The sequence below is a fragment of the Porphyromonas gingivicanis JCM 15907 genome (genome assembly GCF_000614585.1).
Classification (GTDB): Bacteria; Bacteroidota; Bacteroidia; order Bacteroidales; family Porphyromonadaceae; genus Porphyromonas; species Porphyromonas gingivicanis.
The window spans coordinates 153,237-170,774 of record NZ_BAKX01000003.1 but is presented as its reverse complement, the minus strand read 5'-3'; the positions used below and the strand labels follow the sequence as shown (position 1 = coordinate 170,774).

Genomic DNA, 17,538 nt, shown 5'->3' with positions numbered 1-17,538 from the left:
TGAAAGTCTACTGCTTGATGCGGAAGAGAAACTCTAAACCTCCTTGAGTTCTATTCTTAACGATAATATCTCCTTTATGAAAGAGTATAGCATTCTTAACGATAGAAAGTCCTAACCCTGTACCTCCAGTCTCTCGAGTACGCCCTTGATTGATGCGATAAAAACGCTCAAAAAGACGGGTTAGATGCCGTTCATCAACAATACCCTGCCCTGTATCATAAAAGGAAAAGTAAAAATACTCTTTATCTTTTCTGTACAACTCTATTACAATGCGTACCTCCTCTCCAGCATATTTCAATGCATTTTCTGTAAGATTGCGGAAGATAGTATAAAAGAGATTTTCATTAACTATAGTTTTAGAAACTCGTCTATAGTTGCAGACTTAGAAGAGATATTGCAATACCATTGTAAATCTATTGTCCTTACGATCTACATTGTACTTTTTGAGTGAAGTCGTTTCATTCTTTACCATTTCATAGTAGGCCGTTAGTTTCAAAGAAGGAGTAATTTGGTACAATACGCCTCCACCCAATGTTTGATAGGCAATATCTCCCTCTGTAAAAGGATGCGCTCCCTTGCTATCTTTACCGATTTGCGTATTGGGATCGTACCAATCATACTTTAGCATAGCAGCAAAGGGCAAGCGACCTAAATCTTGCACAAACATAACATATCCCCCATAGAAAGGTCTTATATAAGTATCCGATTTGGGTAGAGAAGAGGAGTTAGGACTCTTAGACGAAGTTGCCGAACCGGGTTGGTTACCCATAAGCCACTCACCTCTAACATGCGTTTTACCCCAATCTGTGTAAAAGGAAAGTTGCATATCTATGCCCGTATAAAGACGTTGGGCAAACGCTCCCGTATTTTCGGGTTGGTCTTCCAAATGCCATGCTCCATCTTTTATAGAATATACCTTAGAAGTACCCTGATATACCCCTCCATAGTAAAGAGAAGCGCCTACGCCCCACTCCATCCACTTGCCATATTGGCGCGAAGCAGAGAGACGACCTATAAAATCCAATCGGCTATCTATTTCTGGCTTAATTCCATTGCCCGCAAAGAGTCCGGCATCGAGCTTGAAGATATTCCATATACTGCCTTTAGCAGGTTGTAAAGATAGCATCGCCCCCAAATCACGCTCTCCTGGGAAAAGAGTCTGAATAACTGTAGAGCGTTCGGGAGACTCTCTCTTACTGGAAGAGAAACCTATCTCATGCCCAAAGGGACGGTTAAAGACACCTACTCTAATAGCACTTGCTCCCACATAGGGAAGTTTCATATTGATATAAGCATCCTTTAAGCCTAAACCCTTTTCCGTTACATCTATTTGCAACACTCCTGAAAGATATTTCTCCGTATAAGCAGCTTTCAGACGACCTCTACGGATACCTATTCGAGAGAATGATTGGTCGGAAGTTTCATTCTCTTTTCCAACTTTTAGAGAGGCATCTGACATACCATGCTGAAAACTGGTTTGGATATAACCTGAGAACTTCAGCTTGCGCTCCTTATCCTTTTTCCTTTCTGGGGTCGAAGAAACTTCCCCTCCCCCTTGCAATGAAGAGATACTTTGCTCGCTCTTTTGCGCCCAAACAATTGAGCCTAAAAGAGAAATGGTAAGTAGTACGATGATTTTCTTTTTCATATTCTTGAGTTAGATAAACGACTTTTCCTCAATAAATCTATATTTCTATTGCAAAGATAGAGTTCTATTGTTACGTTTTTGTTTCTAAACCTTTACTATTCTGTATTATGGAGCTCAAAAGCGCATGAAAAAGAGCTTTGCAGTCTTCCATAAAACATTTCAAAGAGAAGCACGAGGTTACAACGAATTTTCCTATAATCAATGTAAAACAATGAAAAAGCATCCCTAAGTTATACGTTACCCATGAGCTTTGCATTATCTTTGTAAAATGTATAGATATTCTTAAAGAATCACACCCAAATAAAATATAGGAAGTATCGATGAAAAAGAAGTTTAGAGAATATACCCAGCCTAATTTTTCAGGAATCAACAAGGAAATGTTAGCTGTTTGGGAAGAGGAAAATCTCTTCGCCGAGACCCTACGTCAGCGCAAAGACGCTCCAGCCTTTATTTTCTACGAAGGGCCTCCCTCTGCCAATGGTATGCCTGGTATCCACCACGTTATAGCTCGTTCTCTCAAAGATATATTCTGCCGTTACAAAACGATGAAAGGATACAGAGTAGACAGGCGTGCTGGGTGGGATACACATGGACTTCCTGTAGAACTTGGGGTAGAAAAACTGTTGGGCATTACAAAGGATGCTATCGGAAAGAGCATCAGCGTGGCTGACTACAATGCTGCTTGCCGTCGCGAAGTAATGAAGTACACCAACGAGTGGGAAAACCTCACAGAAAAAATGGGTTATTGGGTCGATATGGAACACCCTTACATAACCTACAACAATAAGTTTATCGAAACCCTTTGGTGGCTACTGGCAGACCTGTACAAGAAGGGGTATTTATATAAAGGATTTACCATACAGCCCTACTCTCCCGCAGCTGGAACGGGACTTAGTTCGCACGAATTGAACCAACCAGGGTGCTATCGAGACGTGAAAGATACTGTCTGCACAGCTCAGTTTAAGGTCGTAAATCCTCGATCTGAATGGAGCAACTGGGGCGAAGCCTACTTCTTAGCTTGGACTACTACCCCTTGGACTCTTCCATCCAATACAGCACTCTGCGTCGGTCCCAACATCGAGTACGTAGCCGTTGAAACTTTTAATCCTTACACACGTCTTAAGCAAACCGTAATCCTCGGAGCGCCTCGCCTCAATGCTTACTTTGATGAGAAGATGATGGTAGAGATATTACCCGAACAGGTAGCAGAGGATGCCAAGAAGTTTCCATGGCGCATTGTAGGTCGCTATAAGGGTGAGGAGTTAGCAGAGATGCACTACGAACAACTTATCCCTTGGGTAAACCCTGGCGAAGGAGCTTTTCGAGTGATAACGGGAGATTTTGTAACTACAGAAGATGGTACAGGTATAGTACATATAGCACCTACTTTCGGTGCAGACGATAGTCGAGTGGCTCGTCAAAATGGCATTCCCTCTTTAACTATGATTGATAAGGAGGGACAAGAGCGTCCCATGGTAGACCTAAAGGGTCGCTTCTACAAAGTGGAGCATCTTAACCCAGACTTTGTACATAATCGTATGGATTTACCTCTATACGATGTATATGCAGGACGGTATGTAAAGAATGCCTACTCTCCAACACCTTTGGATGACAAAGAAACACTGGATGTGGATCTCTGTGTGATGCTCAAAATGGAAAACAAAGCCTTCCGCATTGAAAAGCACACGCACAATTATCCTCACTGCTGGCGTACAGACAAACCCATCCTCTACTATCCTTTGGACAGTTGGTTTATCCGTACTACTGCTTGCCGAGAACAGATGATTGCTCTCAACAATACTATTAATTGGAAGCCTGAATCTACAGGACAGGGACGATTTGGCAAATGGTTAGAGAACCTACAGGATTGGAACCTCTCTCGTAGTCGCTTTTGGGGGACACCTCTCAATATATGGCGTAGCGAAGATGGCTCCGAAGAGCGTTGTATCGCTTCTGTAGCCGAACTTTACGAAGCTATTGAGGAGGCTGTCAAAGCAGGTGTCATGGAGAGCAATCCTTTCAAAGGATTTATTCCAGGAGATTATAGTAACGAAAACTACGACAAGATAGACTTACACCGTCCGTTCGTGGATGACATCAAATTAGTTTCGCCTCAAGGCAAAGTTCTCTACAGAGAGAAAGACCTCATCGATGTATGGTTCGACTCGGGTGCTATGCCCTTTGCTCAAGTACACTATCCTTTCGAGTGCAAAGAGGAAATTGAGAGTGGAGAACTTTTCCCAGCCGATTTCATCGCCGAAGGTATAGACCAAACAAGAGGATGGTTCTTTACGCTCCACGCTATTGCAACTATGGTTAAAGGAAGTGTAGCCTTCAAAAACGTACTCGCCAATGGACTTGTTTTGGACAAGAACGGCAACAAGATGAGTAAGCGCTTAGGTAATGCGATAGACCCATTCGAGACCATAGAAAAGTATGGCTCCGACCCTCTGCGTTGGTATATGATTACTAATGCCTCTCCTTGGGACAATATCAAGTTTGACATCGAAGGCATCAAAGAGGTGAGTCGTAAATTTTTCGGTACTCTGTACAATACCTACCAGTTCTTTGCTCTATATGCCAATCTGGACGGATTTATGGCAAAAGAGCAACCTCTACCTTCAGAAGAGCGTCCCGAAATAGATCGTTGGATACGCTCTCTCTTACATAGTCTGATTTTAGAGGTAGATGAACATCTTAAGAACTATGAACCGACCAAAGCTGGGCGAGCAATCGATGACTTTGTCTCTATCAATTTGAGTAACTGGTACGTACGTCTCTCTCGCAAACGTTTCTGGGCTGGAGAAATGACCAACGACAAGATGTCGGCTTACCAAACTCTATACGAATGCTTAGTTACGGTAGCTCAATTGATTGCTCCTATTGCTCCTTTCTATGCCGACCGTCTCTATCGAGATCTTGTAGGGGAAGGAAATTCGGTACATTTGACTCACTTCCCACAAAGTCGTCCAGAACTCATCGATAAAAATCTTGAAGAGCGGATGCAGTTGGCGCAAGACCTCTCTTCTATGGTCTTAGCACTACGACGTAAAGTAAACATCAAAGTACGCCAGCCCTTGAGCAAAATCATGCTTCCCATCTCTACCAGCAAGGAATTGGATCAAATCAAAGCAGTACGCGACCTAATCCTTTCAGAAGTAAACGTAAAAGAAATATCCTTCGTAGACGCTTCTGAGACTATTTGGAGTAGACGCATTAAACCCGACTTCAAGAAATTAGGTCCTCGTTACGGCAAAATTATGAAACCTTTGGCCTCTGCTATCGAGGCATTGACTTTAGACGAAATTGTCAATCTGGATGAAAAGGGTTACATAGAGCTTGTTGTCGAAGGTATATCCGTTCGTATTGAGCGCAGTGAGGTGGATATTATTGTAGAAGATATCCCTGGATGGTTAGTAGCCTCCGAAGGTATCCGTACTGTGGCTTTAGATATAACTATTACTCCCGAACTTGAAGAAGAAGGTTAGCTCGTGAACTCATCAATCGTTTGCAAAACCTCCGCAAGCAGTCTGGACTTGAGGTGAACGACCGAATAGAAGTTATCATCCTATCGGGTACTAAAGTAGATGATATGCTACCCTCTTATCAGGAATACATTGCTCGTCAGGTACAAGCTAATAATATCATTATTAGTGATGCGGTTAGTGATGCTACTCCTTTAGAGTTTGACGACTTTAATCTTATGGTAAGCATAGCTAAAGTAACCGAGTAAAATCTAATTGTTTGCTTTAATGAAAAATCTATTTCACCCCCCTTCCTCTACTCCTCCTTTTCTTGTAGAAGGAGGAGAGAAAGGAGGAGTGCGCAAACAATCCCTTATCGTCTTTGGAGGGATTTTTCTTTTATTGCTTATAGATCAAATAATAAAGCTATGGGTCAAACAAAATATGGTATTGGGCGAGCAAATCAAAGTATTTGACTGGTTCTATATCTATTTTGTCGAAAACCCTGGTATGGCCTATGGCATCGAGATTGGGAGTAAACTTTTTCTAAGTCTTTTTAGGATTGTTGCTATGGGAGTCCTATGCTGGTTAATATACCGCCTCATTCGGGAAAGACTATTCAAAACAGGTTTTCTTTTAGTCTTAGGTCTAATAGCAGCAGGTGGCATTGGTAACATTGTCGATAGTCTTTTGTATGGAGTTATCTTTTCCTCCAGCGAGGGACAATTAGCTACCCTTTTTCCACCAGAGGGAGGATATGCCTCTTTCCTGCACGGCAAAGTGGTAGATATGTTCTACTTTCCTCTCATCGACTGTTATCTCCCCGAGTGGCTTCCGTGGATAGGAGGTAAACACTTTACCTTCTTCGACCCCATTTTCAACTTTGCGGACTCCTGCATATCGGTAGGTATAGTGCTTCTCATCCTTTTCTATCGCAATACACTCAACTTTGCCATAGAGCATCTTTTTAATAGGAAGAGGGACAAGAAAGAAGCCAATACTTCTCTTTAATACTACAATTATACATTGACAATGAGGCGCTATCTTTCGCTGTTTGTTTATTCCCTTTTCATTCTCTTGGGGAGTATCTTCTTCCTCTCCTGCTCCGATAACGCTTGGGAAAATAAGTTAAGTAGAAAGGAGCTTCAAAGCTGTCTGGAGGATTTGTACACTATGGAGCAGGCTATCAAATCAACTCCTCTCATTAGCAATGATACACTACATTTAGCCCTGCAAAAAACTCTGTTTCAAAAATATGGGCTGACACCTCAGGATTTTGATAGTATTATTTTCTACTACAATAAAAATAATCCCCTTCTCTATGCCGATATAGCTCGTAAGGCATCGGAAAATACTCGCAACAAGCTACGCACCCTACATCGAGAAAATCTGTTTATTGCACAAAGTCAGGTAGAGAAGTACTTTCAAGAGTTTTCTTTCTTTCAACTCAACTCAGCCATTCCACAGGACGCTTATCCTCGACTTATCAAAATCTATGGAGATAAGGCTATTCTACTACATACAGCGCATATAAAAGCCGATATACTCAAGGAGACTCAGCTCTCTCTAAGGGCAAGTATTGTAGGACTTCCCGATACTATGATCTCTCGACAACTACAAGATTTGCCCAAGCTCTCCATGAGCTATTATGTGGCAGATACACTACAAATACACAAATCCTGCCCCATTGATGGACGCACAGAGTATGAACTGATTCTTAAGTTCGATAAGACATACCCCAGCGGCATACTCAATATCGGTATAGAACAGACTGTTACAACTCCGGCCCTCTACAATAGCCTTCTTATTGAAAAACTGGAACTCTCCAGAGTATCGAAAACGCCCGATAGTATCAACAATTCTATTCTCTCTCAAGCGCTCCCCACCACCTCTCTCCTAAAGGAATAATTTCCTCTTACTACTGTCAAAGTAACTATCGCCCATTCAATCTCCAAAAGACTTCTCACACTCCTTTCTAACCATTACTACTAAGTTCCAATAAAGAGGCTTAGGTAAGCTTTTTTGATAGATATAATCTTTTCAAACAAAAAGGATCAATGGTTGGAGGAGTTTACTCGGAAGGTTTTCGGGAAAAGGATTAATGGATTCTTCCGAAAGGATTAATGCTTTCAACAGGAACCTATAAAACCTTTGTAAGTCAGCAATAGAAGTAGTTCGAGTCCGACATATTTTATATTCTCTCATAGTACTTTCTCTACAAAATGCAATTATTGCGTTGTTATAAAAAAGTTCCACAAAGACAATTCGATTCTCTACTAAATTGCCCCTATAACGGGAACAAGTGAAAATAAATGAAGCTTACGGTATGCTCTCTATATTCAATCTCCAACTTCTATTAGTTTATTCTCCCATGAACTCTACTTCTCTGCCCTATCTCACCTTCATCGAACAACCTATCCCCAAAGACTGCTTTTACATTCCCTTTTGAGTGTTTATGCAAAGCTCTCTCATCCTCCTATAAAGCATTTATCCCATCTGTTTTTCTAATTTTTATAGAACCAATAATAGAAAAAGAGTAGTTTTTTGCACGAAAATCCCTTAATGTGCAACTTTTTAAAAGTCTTCTTTTTTTGCTTAATAGTTTTGTACTTTTGTGTGCATTAAACAGGGTTTATGGTGTATCTCTACTGATGTTGGGTAGAGTTGTCAAAGCCATATAGCAAACAGACGAAGGACTAATGAGCAATGTAGGAAGCCATAACGAAGCTCAACAGATTAACATTGGTAATATTATCTCCTCTAAGTGGGGGAAAAAGCTACCTCGTTGGGTAGTGCGCATCTTGGAGCGATTAATTCATCAAGAAGAGATTAATTATATCCTTGACCACTATAAAGATTTACAAGGGGTAGAGTTTATGAGTGCTTTGGTGAATTACTTCAATATCCATCTCGAAGTTATTGGCAAAGAGAATTTACCTGATAATCCACGAGCTCTTTTCATATCCAATCATCCCTTGGGAGGGATGGACGGTATATGCTTGACTCATATTTTAGGAAGCCATTATCAATCGGACATACGCTATATCGTTAATGACTTACTCTTTAATCTACAACCCTTCAAGGAGATATTCGTTCCCGTAAACACATTAGGCAGACAGTCTCGAAGTAGTTTAGAGCGTTTACAAAAAGAGTTATCGTCGCCTCTACCCGTTGTAACCTTTCCTGCAGGAGTATGCTCTCGCCACATTGATGGCAAAATACAAGATTTGGAATGGAAAAAGAGCTTTATACGTATGAGCTTAGAACATCAAAGAGACATAGTTCCTCTATATTTCGAGGGATACAATACACGCCATTTCTACAATATAGAACGTATTCGTCGAAAATTAGGTATAAAGTTCAACATAGGGACCGCTCTTTTACCCGATGAGATGTTCCGTTCTAAAGGAGCTCATTATAAAATACACATTGGGAAACCCGTTCCCTATACTCTCCTCCAAACCTCTTCAAAAAGCAGTAAGGAATTGGCATTAGAACTCCGAGATAAGGTTTACCAACTTTATAAATAAAAAAACAGCTACCTCTTTATTTCCCATATTAATCTATGCAAACAATTATTCCTCCTATTCCCAAAGATATTATTCGTAAGGAACTATCTAACATCCCTTTGTTACGTACCAGCAACAAGGCAGAAAATGAAATTTATATCTTCTCTGCCTCCGAAGCACCACATACGATGCAAGAAATTGGACGCCTACGAGAACACGCTTTCAGAGCAGGAGGTGGAGGTACAGGTTTAGCATCTGATGTTGATGAGTTCGACACACATCCCGATGGCTATAAACAGCTCATTGTTTGGAATCCCAAAGAGGAAGTTATTATAGGAGGCTATAGATACATTCAAGGGAAAGATATTCTAAAAAGTCCTTTGGGAGCTAAATTGCTTGCCACATCGCATATGTTCGACTACAGCGAAGAGTTTATAGAAAGTTACCTTCCCTACACCATTGAATTAGGGCGTTCATTTGTTACCCAAGAGTTTCAAGCTACTCATCAAAGTAAACTTTCCATATTTGCATTAGACAATCTTTGGGACGGGTTAGGTGCCCTCACTGTTATCCACCCAAAGAACCTATATTTCTTTGGAAAAATAACGATGTACCCCTCGTACGACCGCTACTGTCGCAACCTTATCCTCTACTTCATGAATAAGTACTTTCATGATGACAAACGGCTCATTTACCCCAAAGAACCTCTATCCATTGACATTGATAAAGAAGAGGTAGAAAGGCTCTTCAGTGCCAACGATCTAAATACAGATTATCGCGTACTGAAGCAAGAGATACGCAAATTTGGCATCAATATTCCTCCGCTCATCAATGCCTATATCTCACTATCGCCTAAACTTTTAATGTTAGGAACAGCTATCAATTACGAATTTGGAGATGTAGAGGAGACGGGGATTTTAGTTCCTATAGGAGAAATATTGGAAGAAAAAAAGAAAAGACACATCGATTCCTTTCAGCCCCCCATCGATTAGACCTACTCTATGGCTGTACACAACCTATTGGGGGAAGAAGGAGAACGTGTAGCTTTCACCCTTATGGAGCAAAAAGGCTACCGCATATTAGAGAAAAATTGGCGATATAAGCAATTAGAAGTTGATCTGATTGTTACAAATAGACGTGAGATTATCTTCGTTGAAGTCAAGACTCGAACTTCAAGCTTCATTGTGTCTCCCTTGGAGAGTGTTGATAGAAGTAAACAAAGCCATATCATCCGTGCGGCAAATATTTACGTTCGAATGCACCGAATAGCTTTACCCATCCGATTCGACATTGTAACTGCTATCTATATCCCCTCTCAGGGAGTCTTTGAGACAAAGCACTATCTCAATGCTTTTGGAGTACGCCCTAAAACCTACTGAGAATCCTTCAAAAATACTATCGGAAGAAGAAAAAAAATCAAGAATATCGACTCTCTAAGTTATTCAAAATTGAAAGTGAGCAATATCATTCGAGAAGAAGCTCTACTCATCGCCTGTGTATAATCATAACGATGATCATCCCAAATATCAGGTCTGTTACGCTCGATAACATCTGGCAAGCCATAAGAGAAAGATAGTTCTGGACAGAGTTTGAAGAAAGGGAGATAAAAATCACACCCTACTCCAATTCTAATACCATAATCCATAGTCTTAAAATGCACGGCATCCATTTTGCGTTGCCCTACCTGCAAACCACCATAAACTCCACATATAATATAGGGACGCACGTTATTTAATCGACGAGAAGCATACTTTAACATCACAGGTACTTCTATAATATTAGAACGAAAGCCTAAACGTTCTATCTCCTGCTTGCCATTCGAATAGGTTATTTGACGCTCACTCAAATGGAGAGTGGGCTGTAACCGAAGCTCTAAATTCTGTACAATGGTATAATCCACTATTAAACCGACGGAGAATCCTGGTGTATAGTTAGCAACGGTAGCATAAAGAGGTTGAGCTTCAGGAGTGGAGGGATTGCGTACAAAGCCACTATTAGTGATGACCAAATCTTGGGTATGCATGCCCACATGAAAACCTAAATGCACAGTACGGTAATCGGCATAAGGCGTCTCATAGGCACCTCTTTCTGGGCAGATAGAGGTAACACAGAACAAAAGAAGAACATTAAAAAGAGCAAACCACGCAATATAGCAAGCAAATTATATTGGTTTCGCCACCCAACAAACGAACTCATCATCAAAATCTTTATGTGCATTATCTGGAGTACCAACGTAGGATAGTAAAAAGTTATTGTACTTTTGTCCGGAAAAACAATTCAAAAAACAATTTTATGGTAGAGGTTATTAATTTCTCAGAGCAACCATCTTTGCTGAGCGATTATATGGCAGAGATGCGCCACATAGATATCCAAAAAGACCGTATGCGCTTTCGTCGCAATATAGAACGTACAGGAGAGATTTTGGCATACGAAATTAGTCGTCGTCTTAAATATGAGTTATCTGAAGTACCTACTCCTCTTGCTACAGCTCACAACCATCGTTTAGCTGACAATGTAGTTATCGGAACTATACTTCGAGCAGGATTACCTTTTCATTCTGGCTTCTTAAACTATTTCGACCACGCAGAGAATGCTTTTGTCTCTGCCTATCGAAAGTACAAAGATAAACTTAAGTTCGACATCTTTATCGAGTACATTGCCTGTCCAGACCTAACGAACAAAGTCCTCTTACTAACCGATCCTATGCTCGCAACTGGAGGCTCTATGGAGTTAGCTTACCGCGCTCTGCTCTCTAAAGGTACACCGAAGAGCGTTCATTTTGCATCTGTTATAGCTAGTCGTCAGGCTGTGGACTACCTTTGTAGCGTAATAGACCCCTCGGTTAATGCAACCCTCTGGGTAGCTGCCATAGATGAAGAGCTGAACGAGCACTCTTATATAGTACCAGGATTAGGAGATGCCGGAGACCTTGCCTTCGGGGAAAAGCTCTAACCTCTTCCATCTCTCAACCTCTACACACAAGATTGTGATTCAACAACCCAAAGACCTTGAACTTCTTGCTCCTGCAGGCAACTTAGAGTGTGGTTTGAGTGCTCTGTCGGCAGGAGCAGATGCTATTTATATAGGGGCTCCTAAATTTGGAGCAAGGGCTGCGGCAGGAGTCTCTCTTGAAGATATAGAAAAGTTAGTTACCCAAGCCCATTTTTTTGGAGCGAAAGTATATGTTGCCCTAAACACTATACTCTACGACCACGAGCTTGCGGAAGTGGAGCATCTTATTAAAGCATTGTATCTGATAGGTGTAGATGCACTTATTATACAGGATATGGGTATCTTAGCCCTTGATATCCCGCCCATTGCCCTACATGCAAGCACCCAATGCCATAATAACTCCATACAACAGCTCCAGCTACTACAAGCAGTAGGCTTTGAACAAGCTGTCTTGGCGCGCGAACTATCTGTGGAAGAAACAGCAATCATAGCACAATCGGTTCCCCAACTTCGTTTGGAGACATTTGTCCATGGAGCGCTTTGCGTTAGTTATAGTGGTCATTGCTACATCTCTCAGGCATTGGCAAAGCGCAGTGCCAATCGGGGTAATTGCGCTCAATATTGTCGTCTACCCTACACACTAATCGATAGTAAAGGGAAAGTTCTTGCCCAAAATAGCCATCTTCTATCACTGAAAGATCTAAATAGATCATCCATCTTGGAACAATTGGTTGAGGCTGGAGCGGTTAGCTTTAAGATAGAAGGGCGTCTAAAAAGCAGTTCCTATGTACGAAATACGACTGCTTATTATAGTCAATTGCTAAACCAAATCATAGCAAAATCTCCACACCTTTACCGCAGAGCCTCACAAGGAGAAACAACTCTTCGCTTTATACCAGACCCTCAAAAAAGTTTTTCTCGAGGAGCTACCTCCTATCAATTAAGTAAAGGAGCGTTTAAGGAGTTGATTATTCGACCAGAAAGTCCCAAGTCCGAAGGTGAACCAATTGGACAGGTAGCCCAAATAAAAGGAGACATCATTTTTCTTCAAAACGAACACACTCTCTCAAATGGAGATGGATTAGCTTTCTATACAAAAGATGGGAAGATGGAAGGAAGTCGTGTAAACAAAGTACTATCTCCGACTTCTTTCATAGTAGATAATCCTCAAAACCTTTACCTTGGAATAAAATTATACAGAAACTATTCGATTGTTTTTGAGAAGCTACTCCAACAATCCGACAGCTCCCTTCGAGAGCGTTCTGTAAACCTTTTTTTCCAAACCCTCAGCTGGGGTCTCTCTCTGGAAATTAGAGACTGTGCTATTCCCTCCATCTACTCTAAAATAACCCTACCTCATTTATTAGAAGAGGCACAAAAGCCCTGCGAATCAAGAGTTAAAGAAGCTCTCTCTAAATTGGGAGGAACAGGATTAAAAGCCCTCTCAATAAGAGTAGACTGCTCTGGAAAGTTTATTCCTCTCTCTTTAGTGTCTGAACTAAAAAGGGAGGCTATTGAGTCCTTTAAACAAATCCTTTCTATCCGACATAGAGCTAAAGTGCTACATCGGCCTCCTATTGCCAATGGACGACCTTTCGCTCAAAAAGAGACATCCTACCTTAACAATATAGCCAATCAGAAAGCAGAAGCCGTGTATCGTATATGGGGGGTGGAAAATCCAACTCCTGCTTTTGAACTCTTTCCTATAAATAAGGTTCCTCTAATGATATGCCGTCACTGCATTCGGAGACATTTGGGCTACTGCACACAGAGCAAGAAAAAAGCCCCTTTTGAAGAGCCTCTTTTTCTAATGCACGGAGAGGAACGCATCCGTCTTCAATTTGATTGCAAAAATTGTCAGATGCTTCTTTATGCAACTTCTTTCCCAAAAGAAGGGTAAATCGTACAAAGGAAACACAATAGAGGCTAATCGATTTTCGTTAGCAGAGTACTATTATGGTAAAAATATCTATTATAACCATCTGCTACAATGCAGCTGAGACTATTGTACCTACTCTAAAAAGTGTGCAAGAGCAAACCTATCGCAACATCGAGTATATAGTTATAGATGGGGCTTCAAAGGACGATACGTTAGATTGGGTTCGTCAATATACGCCTCAAGCCATTATTACGAGCGAACCCGACCGTGGATTATATGATGCTATGAATAAGGGTATAAGAAAAGCTACTGGAGATTACCTTTGGTTTCTCAATGCTGGGGATTCTCTTCGCACTCCAACTACCGTAGAAGAAGTAGCCTTACAGATTGAAAAAAATCATACCCCAAATACACCTGACATTGTTTATGGAGATACTATGATTGTAGACAGCCAAAGAAAAGATATTTCCCTCCGTCGTCTAAGACCTCCCAAAACATTAAAAAAGGAAGATTTCTTGAAAGGGATGTTGGTGTGTCATCAAGCCTTTATTGTATCTCGACGCATTGCCTTACCCTACAATCTTAACTATCGACTCTCGTCAGATTTTGACTGGTGCATAAGGATGTTGGCTCGCTCTCAACACAACCTATGGATAGACGCAGTAATCGTCAACTATCTCGAAGGAGGACTTTCTCATAAACATCACCTAAACTCTCTTATAGAACGCTTTCACATTATGCGCAAAGAGTTCGGACTACTGCCCACTCTGTTGGCGCATTTAAGTTTCATATTTATACGCAAACGGTAATTTTACGACCGACCTCTTGATAAATTCTTGATTAAGAGTTTTCGCTATCTTCTCAGAGTATTCAGAAAAGAAAAACCCTCACTCCTTAGTACTAAGGAATGAGGGTTTAATATTTAATGCAGATTAGTTGCCCTAACGGATTACTCGTTGAGATACTCTACCCTGTGTAGTTTCAAGTACCACAAGATAAGTTCCCGAAGCAAGTTCTGCTAAAGAAACGCGTTCAGCAGGTGTAACTTCGCTATAAACAAGAGTTCCATCCATAGCGTAAACGAGCACCTTAGTAACACTACTATTATCTGATATGTTAAGAGTAGCATCTGTAGCTAAGCGAGAAGGGAACACATAAGGTAAGGTCTTAATGGCTTCTACCTCTTGATTTCCAACAATGAATGAAGATTCGTCATAGATAACTTCGATTTGATAGTTACTATTGTCTGTACCATCCTCATCGGTAAACTCACGCACTTGCAAGTTATCAGCAATAACGACCCCATCTCTCTTAACACGATAGCCTTTTATTTCAGGGAAAGGAACAGGCTGCTTACCTTTAGAGAACACTTGAACATTTTCATCAGAAGCAGAAGAAGCTGTGTTAGACACAAGCACACGCATCGCTAAGTAGCCTTGTGTTGAATGTGCCCAAGCATCTCTGTCATGGAAGGAACGACCTTCATCAAAGGAAGTTAACCCATCCAAAGAAAGCATACTTCCATCTGTGCTTCCTTCTACCTGAGCTACACCTGGGGTAGTACGACCAGATTTATTTCTTGCTCCAAAGCCAACATAAAGAGACTTATTAGGATTAGAAATCTTGAAAGGCTTCTTTAGTTTTATTGTAACCCACTCACCAGCTTTCCAGTTATCGGGTACACTAAAAGCCTGTTCATAGATATTCTTTTGACTATACTCCCCATTGCGAATGAAAATCTTGTAATCATCTTTCGACTTAGTTGTAGGAATATAACTTACAGCATAAATGTAATGATCTCCTTTGCCAAAGTTCTGGAAATAGTAAGAAGGATATTTGGAAGCTACTACCGCATAGGCAGGAGGCGTGGCAGGCACAGGTCCAAACAAGCCTGCACTAATGTATCTTGGATTAAAAGGAGCCAAACTCATAGAATTTGGATAACCAAAGAGAGAAACCTCTTGAACGTTATTGGCTGCTCCCCAAGAAAGGTATTTACCTTTTTTAGAACCGAATGTATTATTCTCCACCTTCGGAGTAATAGTATTTACAGTACGCCCAGCATAGATACCCAAGTCGACAATATCAGCATCTCCATAGTTTTCTGTTGTGATAACAGCCCCATTGTAAAGATAGCGAGCCTGTACTCCGTAGACGATATTACCAAAATCTCCAGCCAAAGCATCGCTCAAAGGCTCTACAAAGGAGGAACCCTCAGTAACATCTTTACCATCTAAATAGCGTCCATTACGATAAATACGATACTTAACTTTCCATTCAGAAGGTATATTATCGGTGGAAACAGGTGTCCAAGTAACTTTAACATCATTTCCCTCACGTACTATTCTAAGATCCTTAACGGGGTCTAATGGACGCATATTTTCGCGCCAAGTACCTTTAAGAGTCTTTACATTGCTATTCGTTGGGTCTAAGAAAGAAGCCATCTGTGTATGAGGCTTGCCACTTTGTTTATAGCGATCCCAGTGCGCTTGTAGCTTTCCATAATACTCAGTAGCACTCGCACAAGCCCCTGCACCTCCAGTTAGAGTAGCAACAACCAACTTCTCTTCGTTGAAAAGAGAAGAACCAGAAGATCCTCCTTCGGTAGAACCTAACTTATATCTAAAGAAGAAGTGGGCATCAACTCCACCTGTTTCTTGAGCTCTCCAAGTAGCATTTTGCACCTGTTGGTCAAGAATCGCTATTTTTTTTGCATCACCTGCAGGGTGGTGAATACCAGCTCCCTTGGAAATCAGAGTACCAGTCCTATCCCAACCATTATAGTAAACACGGTAAGATAGAGGAATCTCTCTATTCAGCTGAAGCAAAAGACCATCAGATTGCCCTCTAATAGGAAGGAAACTTTTCATCGTACACCCTACCATTGTTTTTCTTCGAGGAAGAGCTCGCTGACCATTACTACAACCCGGTTTTTCATAATGGAAGGAGAAGGTCCATTTATCCAAATCAGACTGAGACACACCGAATGTACCAGTTAATCCAGCGCAATGCGCAGCTGAGATAATCAATGGCTTAAAGTCTCCCGCAGTATTATTTAACAAGTTTCCAGAACAGACACTATAACGTCCTCTTGAAACCATATACATCTGCACGACACCTGCTTTTTGGGTTTGCCAATCTGCCCCTTCTGTACAATTAACATTGATCTGACAAGTCTCATCGGCATTGTCTTCTCCAGGATCGGATAGATCACGCAATACATTCTCAGCAAATATGTAAGCCACTCCTGAGATAAGGATGTTCGGCATCTCTCCGCCCGCTGCAGGCACATACTCCATTATCACCGAAGAACCAAAGAGAGGCTCTGTAGCAAAGGAGCCATGCGTAGGCTTGGTTTCATGTGTATAACGACCTAAAACCTGCTTATGGTCTGGTGTATATAGATAAAGCTCACCTCCATTTTTGGGGATAAAGAAGTCATCATACATCAAAGCAACCCCCTTGGCTGTACGTGTATCTATTGCTAAACGATAGATTACTCGTCCATCAGGCAAACTCATACTCTGAGCATCGCGTGCAAAGTCAATATCCGTCTTGATGATTTGACCAATTGTAAGAGGACGTACCCCCACCTCCTGCGCATTCCACTCAGAAGTAGCACGCACATCATCAGGGTTAAAATTGGGTAATACATGGATTGTGTGCGGAGCCAAATCTGAACGCAAGGCACTCTGAGGTATCTCAAAGCTCGCAGGTTGACCCCCAAATGATATCTGACCAAAGGCAGACATCGACAGTGAAGAAGCCAAAAAAGCTCCCATCACCTTAGTGAGCAATAATCTATTTTTTTTCATCACATCTATAAATGTTACTGGATTTCTCTCTAAAAATTCAATTCAACACAAGAAGCTCCTTACTAGTATTTATCCATCAGAACTCTTCCTTTCCTCTATTCTAGCAATAAGTTCTTTTCTTTAGCTAATTTCGGTCCATATTTGTTCTGCCAAGAACTACCTACCCAAGTAGGGTAAACTACGAGGAGCAAAGTTAGCATAATCTTTGAATTATACAAACAAGAAAACAGTCTTTCTAAGATAGATAAAACTCATAAAACATATTCTCTCA

At 41.2% G+C, this 17,538-nt stretch carries 12 protein-coding genes and 1 pseudogene; 9 read left to right on the top strand and 4 right to left on the bottom strand.

Annotated elements, in window-relative coordinates; translation table 11 throughout:
* Positions 1-7: 7 nt before the first annotated feature.
* Together JCM15907_RS04475 and JCM15907_RS04470 are read right to left on the bottom strand one after the other, a co-directional pair.
* Positions 8-352, bottom strand: a complete 345-nt coding sequence (locus tag JCM15907_RS04475; protein WP_081773793.1) for a sensor histidine kinase — start codon at positions 350-352, stop codon at positions 8-10.
* Positions 353-382: 30 nt separating this feature from the next.
* Positions 383-1,648 carry a putative porin gene (locus JCM15907_RS04470; protein WP_025842877.1) on the bottom strand — a complete coding sequence of 422 codons (1,266 nt, stop codon included), beginning with the start codon at positions 1,646-1,648 and terminating at the stop codon, positions 383-385.
* A 320-nt stretch (positions 1,649-1,968) separates the two neighbouring features.
* On the opposite strand from JCM15907_RS04470, the pseudogene ileS reads away from it, so the two are divergent.
* The 6 genes and pseudogenes from ileS to JCM15907_RS04435 all read left to right on the top strand — a co-directional run bounded on the left by ileS (position 1,969) and on the right by JCM15907_RS04435 (position 10,000).
* Positions 1,969-5,381, top strand: a pseudogene (gene ileS, locus JCM15907_RS10710) (isoleucine--tRNA ligase).
* A 19-nt stretch (positions 5,382-5,400) separates the two neighbouring features.
* A complete protein-coding gene (locus JCM15907_RS04460) occupies positions 5,401-6,123 on the top strand; it encodes a lipoprotein signal peptidase (RefSeq protein ID WP_025842876.1) in 723 nt (240 codons plus the stop codon).
* Positions 6,124-6,144: 21 nt separating this feature from the next.
* Complete coding sequence (locus tag JCM15907_RS04455) at positions 6,145-7,020, top strand: DUF4296 domain-containing protein (RefSeq protein ID WP_148297460.1); 876 nt, start codon at positions 6,145-6,147, stop codon at positions 7,018-7,020.
* A gap of 791 nt (positions 7,021-7,811) precedes the next feature.
* On the top strand, positions 7,812-8,642 hold the full coding sequence (glsA, locus tag JCM15907_RS04445) for a 1-acyl-sn-glycerol-3-phosphate acyltransferase (RefSeq protein ID WP_025842874.1): 831 nt from the start codon (positions 7,812-7,814) through the stop codon (positions 8,640-8,642).
* A gap of 35 nt (positions 8,643-8,677) precedes the next feature.
* Positions 8,678-9,613: a glycine N(alpha)-acyltransferase GlsB gene (glsB, locus tag JCM15907_RS04440; RefSeq protein ID WP_025842873.1), complete on the top strand. Its 936-nt coding sequence runs from the start codon at positions 8,678-8,680 to the stop codon at positions 9,611-9,613.
* Positions 9,614-9,622: 9 nt separating this feature from the next.
* Positions 9,623-10,000 carry a YraN family protein gene (locus JCM15907_RS04435; RefSeq protein WP_025842872.1) on the top strand — a complete coding sequence of 126 codons (378 nt, stop codon included), beginning with the start codon at positions 9,623-9,625 and terminating at the stop codon, positions 9,998-10,000.
* Positions 10,001-10,059: 59 nt separating this feature from the next.
* On the opposite strand, the gene porT is transcribed toward JCM15907_RS04435, so the two are convergent.
* The gene (gene porT / locus JCM15907_RS04430; protein ID WP_025842871.1) at positions 10,060-10,737 is read right to left on the bottom strand and encodes a type IX secretion/gliding motility protein PorT/SprT; all 678 of its coding nucleotides are present in this window, start codon (positions 10,735-10,737) and stop codon (positions 10,060-10,062) included.
* Between the two features lie 176 nt (positions 10,738-10,913).
* Here porT and upp point away from each other — a divergent pair, with 176 nt between their 5' ends.
* From upp to JCM15907_RS04415, 3 genes are read left to right on the top strand one after another with little or no spacing between them, the layout of a single operon-like run.
* A complete protein-coding gene (upp, locus tag JCM15907_RS04425; protein ID WP_025842870.1) occupies positions 10,914-11,573 on the top strand; it encodes a uracil phosphoribosyltransferase in 660 nt (219 codons plus the stop codon).
* Positions 11,574-11,607: 34 nt separating this feature from the next.
* Positions 11,608-13,473, top strand: a complete 1,866-nt coding sequence (locus JCM15907_RS04420) for a peptidase U32 family protein (RefSeq protein WP_025842869.1) — start codon at positions 11,608-11,610, stop codon at positions 13,471-13,473.
* 56 nt (positions 13,474-13,529) lie between these two features.
* Positions 13,530-14,261, top strand: coding sequence for a glycosyltransferase family 2 protein (locus JCM15907_RS04415; RefSeq protein WP_025842868.1), 732 nt, complete (start codon positions 13,530-13,532; stop codon positions 14,259-14,261).
* Between the two features lie 132 nt (positions 14,262-14,393).
* Here the strand turns inward: JCM15907_RS04415 and JCM15907_RS04410 are convergent, their stop codons facing one another.
* Positions 14,394-17,267: a T9SS type A sorting domain-containing protein gene (locus tag JCM15907_RS04410; protein WP_036885495.1), complete on the bottom strand. Its 2,874-nt coding sequence runs from the start codon at positions 17,265-17,267 to the stop codon at positions 14,394-14,396.
* Positions 17,268-17,538: the final 271 nt, after the last annotated feature.

Coding starts and splice junctions, on each gene's coding strand:
- JCM15907_RS04415 (WP_025842868.1), top strand. CDS start 13,530: ATGGTAAAAATATCTATTATAACCATCTGCTACAATGCAGCTGAGACT.
- JCM15907_RS04460 (WP_025842876.1), top strand. CDS start 5,401: ATGAAAAATCTATTTCACCCCCCTTCCTCTACTCCTCCTTTTCTTGTA.
- glsB (WP_025842873.1), top strand. CDS start 8,678: ATGCAAACAATTATTCCTCCTATTCCCAAAGATATTATTCGTAAGGAA.
- JCM15907_RS04435 (WP_025842872.1), top strand. CDS start 9,623: ATGGCTGTACACAACCTATTGGGGGAAGAAGGAGAACGTGTAGCTTTC.
- glsA (WP_025842874.1), top strand. CDS start 7,812: ATGAGCAATGTAGGAAGCCATAACGAAGCTCAACAGATTAACATTGGT.
- upp (WP_025842870.1), top strand. CDS start 10,914: ATGGTAGAGGTTATTAATTTCTCAGAGCAACCATCTTTGCTGAGCGAT.
- JCM15907_RS04410 (WP_036885495.1), bottom strand. CDS start 17,267: ATGAAAAAAAATAGATTATTGCTCACTAAGGTGATGGGAGCTTTTTTG.
- JCM15907_RS04455 (WP_148297460.1), top strand. CDS start 6,145: ATGAGGCGCTATCTTTCGCTGTTTGTTTATTCCCTTTTCATTCTCTTG.
- JCM15907_RS04470 (WP_025842877.1), bottom strand. CDS start 1,648: ATGAAAAAGAAAATCATCGTACTACTTACCATTTCTCTTTTAGGCTCA.